This is a genomic window from Salegentibacter agarivorans (genome assembly GCF_900113135.1).
GTDB lineage: Bacteria > Bacteroidota > Bacteroidia > Flavobacteriales > Flavobacteriaceae > Salegentibacter > Salegentibacter agarivorans.
This window is the reverse complement of record NZ_FOOH01000021.1, coordinates 13,013-27,893: the sequence shown is the minus strand read 5'-3', so window position 1 is coordinate 27,893 and position 14,881 is coordinate 13,013. Positions and strand designations below refer to the sequence as shown.

The 14,881-nt window shown below is 37.1% G+C and carries 14 protein-coding genes; 10 read left to right on the top strand and 4 right to left on the bottom strand.

All coding sequences use genetic code 11. The annotated features are described in order from the left end of the window. Positions 1-34: 34 nt before the first annotated feature. The 3 genes from BM084_RS14205 to asnB form a co-directional block, all read right to left on the bottom strand. Positions 35-2,038, bottom strand: coding sequence for a fumarate reductase/succinate dehydrogenase flavoprotein subunit (locus BM084_RS14205; RefSeq protein ID WP_093305634.1), 2,004 nt, complete (start codon positions 2,036-2,038; stop codon positions 35-37). Positions 2,039-2,050: 12 nt separating this feature from the next. Further along, positions 2,051-2,713: a succinate dehydrogenase cytochrome b subunit gene (locus BM084_RS14200; RefSeq protein WP_093305632.1), complete on the bottom strand. Its 663-nt coding sequence runs from the start codon at positions 2,711-2,713 to the stop codon at positions 2,051-2,053. Between the two features lie 329 nt (positions 2,714-3,042). After that, the gene (gene asnB / locus BM084_RS14195) at positions 3,043-4,713 is read right to left on the bottom strand and encodes an asparagine synthase B (RefSeq protein WP_093305630.1); all 1,671 of its coding nucleotides are present in this window, start codon (positions 4,711-4,713) and stop codon (positions 3,043-3,045) included. 358 nt (positions 4,714-5,071) lie between these two features. On the opposite strand from asnB, the gene BM084_RS14190 reads away from it, so the two are divergent. From BM084_RS14190 to BM084_RS14170, 5 genes are all read left to right on the top strand, one after another. Beyond that, a complete protein-coding gene (locus BM084_RS14190; protein WP_075325177.1) occupies positions 5,072-6,001 on the top strand; it encodes a DnaJ C-terminal domain-containing protein in 930 nt (309 codons plus the stop codon). After that, complete coding sequence (locus BM084_RS14185) at positions 5,998-6,288, top strand: chaperone modulator CbpM (RefSeq protein WP_075325178.1); 291 nt, start codon at positions 5,998-6,000, stop codon at positions 6,286-6,288. The genes BM084_RS14190 and BM084_RS14185 overlap by 4 nt, the downstream gene beginning before the upstream one ends. 161 nt (positions 6,289-6,449) lie before the next feature. Next, positions 6,450-7,742 (top strand): aminopeptidase P family protein, encoded by a 1,293-nt coding sequence (locus BM084_RS14180; RefSeq protein ID WP_093305659.1) that lies wholly within the window; start codon positions 6,450-6,452, stop codon positions 7,740-7,742. A gap of 170 nt (positions 7,743-7,912) precedes the next feature. Continuing rightward, positions 7,913-8,689, top strand: a complete 777-nt coding sequence (locus BM084_RS14175; protein ID WP_093305628.1) for an alpha/beta fold hydrolase — start codon at positions 7,913-7,915, stop codon at positions 8,687-8,689. 66 nt (positions 8,690-8,755) lie between these two features. Next, entirely contained in the window at positions 8,756-9,007 is a 252-nt protein-coding gene (locus BM084_RS14170) for a hypothetical protein (protein ID WP_075325180.1), read from the top strand. A gap of 31 nt (positions 9,008-9,038) precedes the next feature. On the opposite strand, the gene thiL is transcribed toward BM084_RS14170, so the two are convergent. Next, entirely contained in the window at positions 9,039-10,112 is a 1,074-nt protein-coding gene (gene thiL / locus BM084_RS14165) for a thiamine-phosphate kinase (RefSeq protein ID WP_075325181.1), read from the bottom strand. Between the two features lie 275 nt (positions 10,113-10,387). Between thiL and BM084_RS14160 the strand changes: the two genes are divergently transcribed. The 5 genes from BM084_RS14160 to sufD all read left to right on the top strand — a co-directional run bounded on the left by BM084_RS14160 (position 10,388) and on the right by sufD (position 14,872). Then, positions 10,388-10,717: a HesB/IscA family protein gene (locus tag BM084_RS14160; protein WP_075325182.1), complete on the top strand. Its 330-nt coding sequence runs from the start codon at positions 10,388-10,390 to the stop codon at positions 10,715-10,717. An 89-nt stretch (positions 10,718-10,806) separates the two neighbouring features. Next, positions 10,807-12,252, top strand: coding sequence for a Fe-S cluster assembly protein SufB (sufB, locus tag BM084_RS14155; RefSeq protein ID WP_075325183.1), 1,446 nt, complete (start codon positions 10,807-10,809; stop codon positions 12,250-12,252). Between the two features lie 9 nt (positions 12,253-12,261). Further along, positions 12,262-12,666, top strand: coding sequence for a hypothetical protein (locus tag BM084_RS14150; RefSeq protein ID WP_083634124.1), 405 nt, complete (start codon positions 12,262-12,264; stop codon positions 12,664-12,666). A gap of 42 nt (positions 12,667-12,708) precedes the next feature. Continuing rightward, entirely contained in the window at positions 12,709-13,461 is a 753-nt protein-coding gene (gene sufC / locus BM084_RS14145) for a Fe-S cluster assembly ATPase SufC (protein WP_075325184.1), read from the top strand. 94 nt (positions 13,462-13,555) lie between these two features. Further along, entirely contained in the window at positions 13,556-14,872 is a 1,317-nt protein-coding gene (sufD, locus tag BM084_RS14140) for a Fe-S cluster assembly protein SufD (RefSeq protein ID WP_075325185.1), read from the top strand. The last annotated feature ends 9 nt before the right edge of the window (positions 14,873-14,881 follow it).

Genomic DNA, 14,881 nt, shown 5'->3' with positions numbered 1-14,881 from the left:
TTGAGCTTTTATACTCAATACTAAAATCTCAATTCTATTTATAACTTCTTGTTTTCAATTCTATATTTTCAAATACCAGGTCTTCTTTATGAAGCACGGCATCTGCAGGTTTCCCTTTATATTCCCAGGCAGCAACATACTTAAAGTTCTCATCGTCTCTTAAAGCTTCACCTTCCTCGGTTTGGTATTCTTCTCTAAAGTGCCCTCCACAAGATTCTTCTCTATGTAGTGCATCTTTAGCGAATAACTCTCCAAGTTCAAGGAAATCTGCTACACGACCTGCTTTTTCAAGCTCGGCGTTCTTAGAAGTTGCACTTCCGGGAACTTTTACGTTTTTCCAGAAATCTTCTCTTAAAGCTGCAATTTCTTCAATCGCTTCTTTTAATCCTTCTGCATTACGTGCCATTCCACATTTGTTCCACATAATCAATCCTAATTCCTTGTGATAGGAATCTACAGATTTCGTTCCGCCGGCATTCATCATTTTATCAATTCGCTCCTTCACTGCTTTCTCGGTTTCTTCAAATTCTGCTGAATCTGTAGGAATTGCTCCGGTACGAATGTCTTTTGATAAATAATCTCCAATAGTGTATGGTAGTACAAAATAACCATCTGCCAGCCCTTGCATTAATGCAGAAGCCCCAAGTCTGTTAGCGCCGTGATCTGAGAAGTTTGCTTCTCCGGCAGCATAACAACCAGGAATGGTAGTTTGTAGGTTGTAATCTACCCAAAGTCCACCCATTGTATAGTGAACCGCAGGATATATCATCATTGGGGTTTCATACGGATTCTGGTCTACGATCTTCTGATACATATCGAAGAGGTTTCCGTATTTAGAAGCCACAACTTCTTTCCCAAGTTTTGTAATTTCTTCTTTTGAAGCATTTTTATTTCCAGAGGTAAAGGCTTTTTCTTTTCCGTAACGCTCAATAGCACTAGAGAAATCAAGATAAACTGCCTGTCCTGTTTTATTTACTCCATAACCGGCATCGCAACGCTCTTTAGCTGCTCTTGAAGCCACATCTCGAGGCACAAGGTTACCAAATGCGGGATAGCGACGCTCTAAATAATAATCTCTTTCTTCTTCTGAAAGTTCTGTTGGTTTTTTCTTGCCTTCTCTTATTGCCTTTGCATCTTCTTCTTTCTTAGGCACCCAGATTCGTCCATCATTCCGAAGAGATTCAGACATCAAAGTCAATTTAGACTGGTGATCTCCGGTAACCGGAATACAGGTTGGGTGAATTTGTGTATAGCAAGGGTTAGCGAAATAAGCTCCTCTACGGTGAGCTCTCCAGGCTGCCATCACGTTACTTCCCATCGCATTTGTAGAAAGGAAGAAAACATTCCCATAACCACCGGAAGCCAATACCACGGCGTGAGCCGAGTGGCGTTCAATCTCACCGGTAACCATATTTCTGGCAATAATTCCACGAGCTTTACCATCTACCAATACCAAATCCATCATTTCGTGACGGTTGTAAGGCTTGATCTTTCCACGGTTAATTTGGCGGTTCATTGCTGAATATGCTCCCAACAACAACTGTTGTCCTGTTTGTCCTTTCGCATAAAAGGTACGGGAAACAAGCACCCCACCAAAAGAGCGGTTATCTAAATAACCACCATATTCACGGGCAAAAGGAACTCCCTGTGCCACACATTGATCTATAATATTTCCTGAAACCTCAGCAAGACGATAAACGTTCCCTTCACGAGAACGATAATCCCCACCTTTTACAGTATCGTAAAACAAACGGTAATCTGAATCGCCATCTCCCTGGTAATTTTTGGAGGCGTTAATTCCTCCCTGGGCGGCGATTGAGTGAGCACGTCTTGGAGAATCTTGATAACAAAATGTTTTTACATTATAACCTAATTCGGCAAGAGTTGCAGCTGCAGCTCCTCCCGCAAGACCTGTTCCAATAACGATAACATCGATATTACGCTTATTGGCCGGGTTTACCAGGTTAATATCATTTTTATGATTGGTCCACTTTTCTGCTAGAGGCCCTTTAGGTATTTTTGAATCTAAAACTGACATAAATCTTACGTATTAAAGGTTATTAATATAGTGAAAAAGGGCTATAAAAATAAATCCTAGCGGTATGATGATCGCATAAGCTTTGGTAAATCCTCTAAGTCCTTTAGCGTACTTATTTCTCCATCCAACAGATTGGAAAGAAGAAGAAAAGCCGTGATAAAGGTGAAGGGCCAAAAATACAAATGAAACCACGTATAATATTGTTCTAACCGGGCTTTGGAATTTCGCCACTAACTCATCATAATAACGAGCAGCGTCTTCGGGATGCGATTCTATATATTTATGAATCATTTCCGGAAACCAGAAATCGTAAAAGTGAAGCCCTAAAAAAGCTAAAATTACAAGTCCGGAGTAAATCATATTTCTTGAAACCCAGCTTGAATTTTCATTTCCGGCAAACTTCACATATTTTATGTCTCTTGCTCCACGGTTTTTCGCTTCCAGTATAAAACCCATTACAAAGTGAAAAATCACTCCAAAAATTAGAACCGGTTGCAATAAAGCCTGGACAAAAAAGTTGGTTCCCATAAAGTGAGAAACTTCATTAAAGACGTCTTTACTGAATACTGAAATAAAATTGATGCTGAAATGCTGAGCTAAAAATAAGACCAGAAATAGTCCCGATAAGGCCATAGCAAATTTTCTTGCTATGGTTGAATTTAGAAATCCACCCATTGGTTTGATAATTTTATAGAAATTTAACAGCAAAAATACACTCCAAATCACTTACGGACAAACTTTCAAGGCTGTTTATAGGACTATTTAGAACAAGTATAAGTAAGCGATAATTTTGTTGAAGATTATTATTCCGAATTAACACAATAATAAAGCTTAAAACCTTTACCTAATGCTATCTTCCAAGGCACTTCAATTCTTTTTGCTGAAAATTCATATAAATACGGCTACACAATTCACAACCAGGTTAGGAATTAAAACTCCATAAAAAAAGCTACCCATAGATTTAGGTAGCTTTTTAATAAAATTTAATTTTCGAAATTATTTTTCTAAGCTTTTTGGTAACTATCAGCATGAACATTTGCTACTGCTCTACCCGATGGATCGTTCATATTTTTAAAAGACTCATCCCATTCTAAAGCGGTTGGTGTACTACAAGCTACAGAAGGTACAGAAGGTACTGACATTGCTGCCGCATCACTTGGAAAATGATCGGTGAAAATAGATCGGTAATAATATTCTTCTTTACTAGATGGTGGCTGAATTGGAAATTTAAAGTGTGCATTTTTAAGCTGCTCATCGCTCACCTCTGCATTAACCAATTCTTTTAAAGTATCTATCCAACTATAACCAACCCCATCTGAAAATTGTTCTTTTTGCCTCCAGGCTACGCTTTCTGGCAAATAATCTTCAAATGCCTTTCTTAGGACCCATTTTTCAATACGTTCCCCGGTAATCATCTTATCTTTCGTGTTTATTCTCATGGCTACGTCCATAAATTCTTTATCCAAAAATGGAACACGACCCTCTATACCCCAGGCGCTAAGAGATTTATTAGCCCGCAAACAATCATATTGATGTAATTTATCTAATTTTCGAACGGTCTCCTCGTGAAAATCCTTTGCACTCGGAGCTTTATGAAAGTAAAGATATCCACCAAATATTTCATCTGCACCTTCACCCGAAAGCACCATTTTGATTCCCAAAGATTTGATAGTTCTAGCCATTAAATACATAGGAGTAGACGCCCTAATTGTGGTTACATCATAAGTTTCTAAATGATAAATCACATCTTTAATCGCATCTAATCCTTCCTGTATAGTGAATTTTATTTCGTGATGCACCGTGTCTAAATGATCGGCCACTTTTTGTGCAGCCGCAAGATCTGGCGAACCCTCTAACCCTATGGCAAAAGAGTGCAATCTCGGCCACCAGGCCGCGTCTTTATCGTCACTCTCTATTCTTTTTTCTGAATACAATTTGGCAACTGCAGAAGTAATTGAAGAATCTAAGCCACCTGAAAGTAAAACCCCATAAGGAACATCACTCATTAACTGCCGGTGTACCGCTTTTTCAAGAGCTTCCTTTAAATCTTCGATACTGGTTTCATTATCCTTTACGGCATCATATTCCATCCAGTCACGCTCATACCATTTTTGAAAACCTTCCTTTTTACTGGATAAATAATGCCCGGGAGGAAATAATTCAATCTTAGTACATTTTCCTTCCAGAGCTTTAAGTTCTGAAGCTACATAAAAGGTTCCGTTTTGATCCCAGCCTATATATAAAGGAATAATCCCCATATGATCTCGAGCAATAAAATACTCATCATTCTCAGCATCATAAATAGCAAAACCAAAAATCCCGTTTAATTCATCTAAAAAGCTATCTCCTTTTTCTTTATAGAGCGCAAGGATAACCTCACAATCAGATTTTGTTTGAAAATTATAATTTGGAAACTGACTTCTTAATTCTTTATGATTATAGATCTCGCCATTTGCAGCAAGCACTAGCTGTTTATCATCAGATAATAATGGTTGTCCACCAGAAATAGGATCTACAATAGCCAGACGCTCATGCGCCAAAATCGCTTTTTCATCACTATAAATTCCACTCCAGTCTGGGCCACGATGTCTTAAACATTTAGCCATTTCTAATATTTGAGGTCTTAAGTCTTCAGACTTCTCTTTTAAATCGAATGCACAAACAATTCCACACACAGCATTAAAGTTTTAAGTATTAATATTGAAACAAATATTGAATAAATATTTCATAAAAAAAGCTAATAGAGTATATCTGGTTACATATGAAAATTTAAAATTGAATATTAACTTCATATTAAAAATAATTTTTAATAATAATTACAATTTAATTTCAGCAGTAAACTACTTCGGAGTAAACTCGAGTAGAATTTTCGGGAAACATTAAAAATATTATTCCCAAACTTGAAGATTGCGAAAATCACCTTTTGGTTGAATTTCTCCTAATTTCTCCGATTTTGCAAAAACTTAATGGGAACTAAGCCAGCTTTTTAGTAATTTCAGGAGATAGAATTTCAACATTAATTCATAAGTTTTCATGGATTTTATAGACTACTACAAATTGCTGGAATTAGATAAATCTGCCAGCCAGGCTGATATTAAAAAAGCCTACCGGAAGCTGGCCAGGAAATATCACCCAGATCTCAACCCCAATAATAAGGAAGCTCAGCTCAGGTTTCAGCAAATAAACGAAGCCAACGAAGTTTTGAGCGATCCCGAAAAACGTAAGAAATACGACCAATACGGGAAAGACTGGCAACACGCCGATGCTTACGAAGAAGCTAAAAAACAACAGCAAGCTTCTGGCGGCAGAGCTTACTCGGGCGGCGGATTTGGTGGCGGCCAGGGCGGCTATTCCTATTCAGGAAATTTTGACGATGATACTTTTTCAGACTTCTTTGAAGAAATGTTTGGCAGTGGCGCAAGAGCTCACGGTTCAGGCCGCGGCCGTCATTTTAAAGGCCAGGATTTTAATGCTGAACTTCAGCTAAACCTAAGCGATGTGTATACCAGTCACAAACAAACGCTAACGGTAAATGGGAAAAATATCCGACTTACAATACCCGCCGGAGTTGAGAATGGGCAAACCATTAAGATTAAAGGTCACGGCGGGCCGGGCGTTCAGGGTGGCCCTAAAGGCGATCTTTATATCACTTTTAATATTGCAAACAACACAAAATTCAAAAGAGAAAAAGAGAATTTATTCTGCACTGTAAACCTGGATTTATATACCGCTTTACTTGGCGGGGAACTCACCGTAGACACTTTTGGCGGAAAAGTTAAGTTAAAAGTAAAGCCTGAAACCCAACCCGGAACTAAAGTGAAATTAAAAGGCAAAGGCTTTCCGAAATATAAAAAGGAAAATCAGTTTGGAGATTTAATTATCACTTATGATGTAAAAATGCCGACAAACTTAAGCGCGAGAGAAAGAGAACTGTTTCAAGAACTTCAAAAATTACGCTCATGAATTTAGAAGATTTAATACCAACCGATGAGATTTGCGCAAGGTATAAAGTGAAACGCACTTTTGTTAGTTCGCTTTACGAAAGCGGTTTGATAGAAATTATTACCGTAGAAGACACAGAGTATGTGCATTGCGATGAGATTTCAGAATTTGAGAGGCTATGGCGTTTGCATTACGACCTCGATATAAATTTGGAAGGGCTTGAAGCAATTCAGCATTTATTAAGGCAGGTGAAAAAATTACAAAAGAAAAATCTAGAGCTTAAAAACCGTTTGGGTTTATATGAGTAAACCAGGATTTGTCTCGAAATCAAGTTATAGTTCCAGATAATACTTATAGGCTTGCCTGGAGGTTTTTTCCTCTGGGAGATAATGATAACTTTGCAGGAAGACTTTACAAACGAACAAACCTCACAGGTTTTGGAAACCTGCGAGGTTTAAAATATAAACAAATGAAATACGATCAAATAGACAGTAAATTATTTATAAAAAACCGAAAAAGCTTTACGGCTGGAATGAAGCCTAACAGCCTTGCGGTTTTTAATGCTAACGATATTTACCCGATTGGTGCCGATAGCACCATGCCTTTTCAGCAAAACAGGGATTTATTTTATTTAAGCGGTGTAGACCAGGAGGAAGCAATTTTGGTGCTTTTCCCGGATGCCCCAAAACCGGAGCATCGTGAGATTTTATTTCTTACGGAAACTAATCCGCATATCGCAGTTTGGGAAGGCGCAAAATTAGATAAGGAAAAAGCTTTAGAAGTTAGCCGTATAGAAACGGTTTACTGGCTTCAGGATTTTGAGAAGATTTTCTTTGAAGTAATGTCCCAATGCGAGACAGTATATTTCAATACCAACGAGCATTATCGTGCGAATGTACAAACCGAAACTCGTGACGAAAGATTTATAAAATGGTGTAAAGAAAAATATCCTGCACACCAGGTAGCGAAAAGTAATCCTATTTTGCAGCGTCTACGTTCAGTAAAAGACCCTATTGAGCTGGATCTAATGCAAAAAGCTTGCGATATTACCGAAAAAGCTTTCCGCAGGGCATTAAAATTCACAAAACCCGGAGTGTGGGAACACGAAATTGAAGCCGAATACTGGCATGAAATGATTAGAAACCGTAGCCGCGGATTCGCTTACACTCCAATTATTGCCAGTGGAAATAACGCCAACGTACTGCATTATACCGAGAATAACCAACAATGTAAAGAAGGAGATTTAATCCTTTTAGACACCGGGGCAGAATATGCCAATTATTCCAGTGATATGACCAGAACTATTCCGGTTTCAGGAAAGTTTTCTGATAGACAGAAACAGATTTACAACACTGTAAATAAGGTTAAAAAAGAAGCTACAAAATGGTTGGTTCCCGGAACAATATGGGCAGAATACCATAAAGAAGTCGGTAAATTAATGACATCAGAATTACTAGATCATGGCTTATTGGATAAAGCCGATGTTCAAAATGAAGACCCAAAATGGCCTGCTTATAAAAAATATTTTATGCACGGGACCGCGCATAATATTGGATTAGACACCCACGATTACGGGATTTTAACCGAACCCATGAAGCCCAACCAGGTTTTCACCGTAGAACCGGGAATTTATTTACCCGATGAAGGTTTCGGAATTCGTTTGGAAGATGATGTGGTAATTCAGCCAGAAGGCGAGCCTTTCAACTTAATGCGCAATATCCCAATTGAAATTGAGGAGATTGAGGATATTATGAATTCTTAATAGAATAGGTCAATTACTTTTTACGTATCTGAACTTGTTTCAGATTCAAATATGAGATCTACCAGAATAATGAAAGATCCTGAAACCAGTTCAGGATGACGATTTAAAACCAAAGCCACGAATGCAAGAATTATTTTGTGAATTCGTGGCTTTTTCTATTTTAAGCACTAATGAAAACAACCTATAAAAACACACCTATTTCTTTTACCTCACAGGGAACAGGAAATCCTCTAGTTCTCTTGCATGGCTTTTTAGAGTCTAAAGAAATATGGCAGGATTTTGTGGTAGAACTATCAGCAAAGCGAAAGGTTATTTGCATAGACCTCCCCGGGCACGGTGAATCTGGGAATATTGTAGAAGTGCACACGATGGCTGAAATGGCAAAAGCAGTAAAAGCGGTTTTGGACGAGCTTGATATTCAACAGGCTTCTTTTGCAGGTCATTCTATGGGTGGCTATGTGAGTTTGGAATTTCAAAATATTTTTCCTACAATGTGCAACAGTCTGGTGTTGGTAAATTCTACTCCGCAGGCAGATTCTGAAGAACGAAAAGCAAATCGCGACCGCGCGGCTGCTTTGGTTCTAAAAAACAAAAGCGCTTTTGTAAGTATGGCTATCTCAAATTTATTGATGCCAGCAAATAATAAATTATTCAAACCTCAAATTGAAGAATTAAAAAATCGCGCTCTTAAGTTTTCTACTGAAGGAATCTACGCTGCAATTAAAGGAATGAAAATTCGTACAGATCACACCGGGCTTTTTGCAAATTTTAAAGGACAAAAAATTGTGATTGCAGGAAAAAATGATCCTGTTATGGATTTTAACACAATAAAAGTCATAGCTAAACGTTGTGGAAGTGAGTTTGAAAGTCTTCCGGGTGGTCATTTAGCCTTTTTGGAAGATAAAAATGAACTCTTTAAAGTTTTGCAATTTGTCGATAAATTTTAACTTTTTGTCGAAAGTTTAACTTTTTTTTATACTTTAGACTTTAAGAAATAAGAAAATCAAGCTTTTATGAAAGAAAAACACCCTACTAGATTTTCATTCGGAAGAGTTCTTTGCAGCATTTTCGGGCATAAATTACGCGTGTCTAAAAATGTTACAGATCACGTTCACGAATACAAATGCGAGAAATGCGGCATGGAAATGACCGATACCGCAAATGGTTTTTTGGCTCGCTTAACCCCAAAATTCAAAGAAACCAACGATTATATTTCCAAAATACACCAAAAAAGAAAGCGTAAGCATTACGCTCACGCTTCTTAAGCATTTATTTCGGAATTAAATTCCCGGAAATTTATTCCTTTTTCTCAGATTTTTCATTTTTATCTTCCATAGAATTCCAGCCTCTTGCAATTAGTGGCAACTTCTGGTTTGCACGCGTTATTAAATGCATTCCTTCTTTTTCCTCTGCCATATGGCCTATTACGGTTAAGTTAGGATTTGCTTTTATTTTATCATAATCTTCCTGGGAAATAGTGAAAAGTAATTCGTAATCTTCGCCACCACTTAAAGCAATAGTAGTACTATCTATATCAAACTCCTCACAAACCGAAATCACTGCCGGGTCTAGCGGAATTTTCTCTTCATATAAATTTGCACCAACCTGAGAATTTTTACATAAATGGATGATTTCAGAGGAGAGTCCGTCGCTAATATCTATCATAGAAGTTGGTTTTACACCAAGTTCCTTCAATAAAGGCGCAATATCTTTTCTTGCTTCCGGCTTCAATTGTCTTTCAATTAAATAAGTATAAGGATCCAGATCTGGTTGGGCGTTCGGATTGGCTTTAAAAACCTCTTTTTCACGCTCTAAAATTTGCAGACCCATATAAGCCGCACCAAGATCGCCGGTCACCACAAGCAAATCATTTGGTTTAGCACCGCTACGGTAAACAATATCTTCTTTGTCAGCAATGCCGAGTGCGGTGATACTAATTAATAAGCCTGAAGTTGAAGAAGTAGTATCACCACCTACCACATCAATATTATATAATTTCGCAGCAAGTTCAATACCCGAATATAATTCTTCCAGCGCTTCTACCGGAAACCTGTTTGAAGCTGCTATAGAAACAGTGATTTGGGTGGCTTTAGCATTCATTGCGTAAACATCTGAAGCATTTACCATTACCGCCTTATACCCCAAATGTTTAAGAGGCATATAAGCCAAATCAAAATGAACACCTTCCACCAAAAGATCTGTAGTTACTACGGTGTGTTTATTTTCAAAATTTAATACTGCAGCATCGTCGCCAATGGCTTTTACAGTTGAAGAAAGTTTGGGTTCAAAACCTTTGGTAAGATGATCTATTAATCCAAATTCACCTAATTCTGAAAGGTTTGTGCGCATATCCTGACTATCCTGAAACATAACTAATTATTTTAATTTGCAAAATAACTGAATATTATTCAACTGCCATTATAAAGATAGGCATAGATTAAAAAAACGACGGTTTATTTATTTCAGAAAGAATTGAAAATAAACACTAAATGCTTTAATTTTCAGTTATTTAAAAGCAATTGACCTTTCAAAAATTAGAATTGGCAGGACTTATCAATGTATTCTTAAAACATATACCAGCGCTATGGTAAACCGCTTGTTTTATAGTATATTTGTACCCAATTTAGAATTAATCTTTTTAAGCTATGATAAAAGTAAGCGAAAGCGCTAAAAAAAAGATTGCCACACTTATGAGTGAAGAGGGTTTTGACAATATGAAAGACTTTGTTCGGGTAGGTGTGAAAAGCGGAGGCTGCTCTGGTTTGTCTTATGAGTTAAATTTTGACAAATCCAAGGCCGAAGATGACAAACTTTTTGAAGACAACGATATAAAAATAGTAGTAGATAAACGCAGCGTATTATACCTGGCAGGAACTGTTTTAGAATTTTCTGGCGGATTAAACGGCAAGGGATTTGTATTTAATAATCCTAACGCCCAAAGAACCTGTGGATGCGGAGAAAGTTTTTCTCTGTAATTAATTAAAAGGAACAGAATTTAAAAATAAAGATTAAACCTCGAAATTTTTAAACTTTTGAACCTTAAATATTTTTGAATAAATAAGAGATGGCATATACTGAAGATGATTTAAAAAAAGAGCTCGAAACGAAAGAATATGAGTACGGGTTTTATACCGACATTGAATCGGATACATTTCCTGTGGGATTAAATGAAGATATTGTTAGAGCGATCTCCAAAAAGAAAGAAGAACCGGAATGGATGACTGAATGGCGACTAAAAGCATATCGCCATTGGAAAACCATGAAAGAACCTGAATGGGCTAACGTGCATTACGAAAAGCCAAATTTTCAGAATATTTCTTACTATTCGGCTCCTAATAAAAAACCTAAATACGAGAGTTTAGACGAAGTAGATCCAGAATTGTTGGATACTTTTAAAAAGCTTGGAATTTCTGTAGACGAACAGAAAAAACTTGCCGGTGTTGCTGTAGATGTAGTTATGGATTCTGTTTCTGTAACCACAACATTTAAAAAGACGCTAGCTGAAAAAGGAATTATTTTTTGTTCAATTTCAGAAGCAATCAGGGAACATCCTGAGCTTGTTAAAAAATACATAGGCTCAGTAGTACCTACAACCGATAACTTTTACGCAGCATTAAATTCTGCAGTATTTAGTGATGGTTCATTTTGCTACATTCCAAAAGGCGTTAGATGCCCAATGGAACTTTCAACGTATTTTAGAATTAACCAGGCTGGTACCGGGCAATTTGAGCGTACGCTTGTAGTTGCAGAACCGGGAAGTTATGTTAGTTATCTTGAAGGTTGTACCGCACCTACCCGTGACGAAAATCAATTACACGCGGCGGTTGTAGAACTTATAGCATTAGATGATGCCGAAATTAAGTACAGTACTGTACAGAACTGGTTCCCGGGAAGTAAAGAAGGAAAAGGAGGAGTTTATAACTTCGTAACCAAACGTGGACTTTGTGAAAAAGGAGCTAAGATTTCCTGGACGCAAGTTGAAACGGGATCTGCAGTAACCTGGAAATATCCATCCTGTATTTTAAAAGGAGATAATTCTATTGGTGAATTTTATTCAATCGCGGTTACCAACAACCACCAGCAGGCAGATACCGGTACAAAAATGGTTCACCTTGGTAAAAATACCAAGAGTACCATTATCTCTAAAGGTATTTCAGCGGGACAGTCGCAAAACTCTTATCGCGGACTCGTGCAAATAAACGGCAGAGCTGAAAATGCCCGTAACTTTTCACAATGTGATTCCCTCTTAATGGGAAATAAATGTGGCGCGCATACCTTCCCATATATTGAAGTTAAAAACAAAAGCGGGCAGGTAGAACACGAAGCCACCACAAGTAAAATTGGAGAAGACCAAATTTTCTACTGTAACCAACGTGGTATTGATACCGAGAAAGCTATTGCTCTTATTGTTAACGGGTTTAGTAAAGAGGTATTGAACAAACTACCTATGGAGTTTGCAGTGGAAGCACAAAAACTATTAGAAATTTCTCTGGAAGGATCTGTAGGATAATTTGGGCGAATGAAGATTGAAGAAATGAAGAAGTTTTTACTAATTCTTAGCCTTGCTTTTACGGCTTTTTCCTGTCAGGACGAAGGCCGCCAGGATCTAATGAACCAGCCTGAAGCAGAAAAAGTTCCCGATAGTATTCAAACGCTAACCGGTGAATTTATTTATGCCGGCGATGCAGCAATTTTAAGAGGAAGCGATTTTGTTTATGGTGTAACTATAGACTCGATGTCTAAAGTACTCGCCGAGCAGGTACAACCATTTCAGAAGGAAGAATTCGATATGGTTCCAGTAAAAGTTAAAGGAAAAATTGTGCCCAACCCAAGACAGGAAGGCTGGGATGAGAATATAGAAATAAGAGAAATTATAGAAATTCTGGAGTCTGAGAAGGCTTTAGAAGAACAGGAAGAAGAATAATAAACCAATCCCAAATTTATTCGGGATGCATACAGATAATTTATGCTACAAATAAAGAATTTACACGCAAGTATAGAAGATAAAGAAATCTTAAAAGGAATTAATCTTGATATTAATCCCGGAGAAGTTCACGCTATTATGGGACCTAATGGTTCAGGAAAAAGTACACTTTCTTCGGTAATTGCGGGAAAAGAGGAATTTGAACAAACCCAGGGAGAAATTATTTTTGAAAACACAGAGATTTCAGAAATGGATCCTGAAGAAAGAGCTCATAAAGGTATCTTTCTTTCTTTTCAATATCCGGTGGAAATTCCTGGAGTTTCAGTTACCAATTTTATGAAAACCGCCATTAACGCTCATAGAAAAGCTAATGGACTGGAAGATATGCCGGCAAATGAAATGCTGAAAAAGATTAGAGAGAAATCTGAAAGTTTGGAAATTGACCGTAAATTTTTGTCAAGATCTTTAAATGATGGGTTTTCAGGTGGAGAAAAGAAAAGAAATGAAATCTTCCAAATGGCAATGTTAGAACCAAAATTGGCTATTCTTGATGAAACCGATTCAGGTTTGGATATTGATGCCCTTAAAATTGTTGCCGACGGGGTAAACAAATTAAGAAGCAAAGACAACGCAGTTTTGCTAATTACTCACTACCAGCGTTTGCTTAACTATATTGTACCAGATGTAGTTCACGTAATGATAGACGGTAAAATAGTGAAATCTGGCGGTAAAGAACTTGCACTCGAGCTGGAAGAAAGAGGTTACGAATGGGTTAAAGCCGAAAAAGCGGTTTAATAACTTATTTCGAAAAAAGTAAGAAAAGCTATTTTAGTCTTTTTGAAGACTGGTCAAGTTTCCCGCTTACGCGGGAAAGACAAAATACATTATCATGGAATTAAAAGAGAAATTAGTATCATCTTTCCTGGCTTTTGAAGAAGAGTACACAGGTTCTAACGATGATCTTCATAAAATAAGAAATCAGGCGATTAAGGATTTTGAAACTATAGGTTTCCCAAACCGAAAGCAGGAAGATTATAAATATACTTCCCTTAAATCAATTTTAAAGGAAGATTATAGTCTTTTTCCAAAACAGGAAAATACGCTTGAATATAAAGACATTAAAAAGTATTTTATCCACGAGATAGATACTTACGATTTAGTGTTTATAGATGGTATTTACTCATCACACTTATCTAGCACTACGCATGATAAGATTGATGTTTGCTTAATGTCTTCGGCTTTAAATAAAGATCTTTATAAACCGGTAATTGATAATTATTTCAACAAAATTGCTCCAAAAAATGGACTAAATTCGTTGAATACTGCTTTTACCAAAGAAGGGGCTTTTATTCATATTCACAAGAATACGATGGCCGATAAACCAATTCAGATCATTAATTTCTCTACCGGAAACGAATCTTCTTTATTAGTGCAGCCTCGTAATTTAATTGTGGTAGACGAAAATTCCCATTGCCAGATTATTGAGCGTCACCAAAGTTTAACAGATCAACCGGTGCTTACTAATTCGGTTACCGAAATTTTTGCTGATAAACGTGCTATAGTAGATTATTATAAGATTCAGAACGACAAACTTTCGGCGTCTTTAATTGATAATACCTACATAGAACAGAAATCTGAAAGTTTTTGCTCTGTACATACTTTTTCTCTTGGCGGAAAATTAACGCGTAACAACCTTAATTTTTATCAAAGAGGGGAACGCATAGATTCTACTATGAAAGGTGTTACCATTATTGAAGGAAAACAACACGTAGATCATAATACTTTGGTACATCACATAGAACCAAATTGTGAATCGCACCAGGATTACAAAGGTATTTTTGATGAAAAATCGGTTGGTGTTTTCAACGGGAAAGTAGTGGTTGAAAAAGAAGCGCAAAAAACAAATGCTTACCAGTCTAACAATAATGTTTTATTAAACGATAAAGCAACCATAAACTCAAAACCTCAGCTGGAAATTTTTGCAGACGATGTAAAATGTAGCCACGGTTGTACTATTGGACAGTTAGACGAAGAAGCATTATTCTATCTTCAATCTCGTGGTATTCCAAGAAAAGAAGCCAGCGGACTTTTAATGTATGCATTTGCTAATAATGTATTGGAAAGTGTAAAAATTCCAGAGATTAAGAAGAGAATCAATAAACTTATAGCCCTTAAATTGGGCGTAGAATTAGGATTCAACCTGTAAATCGCTATT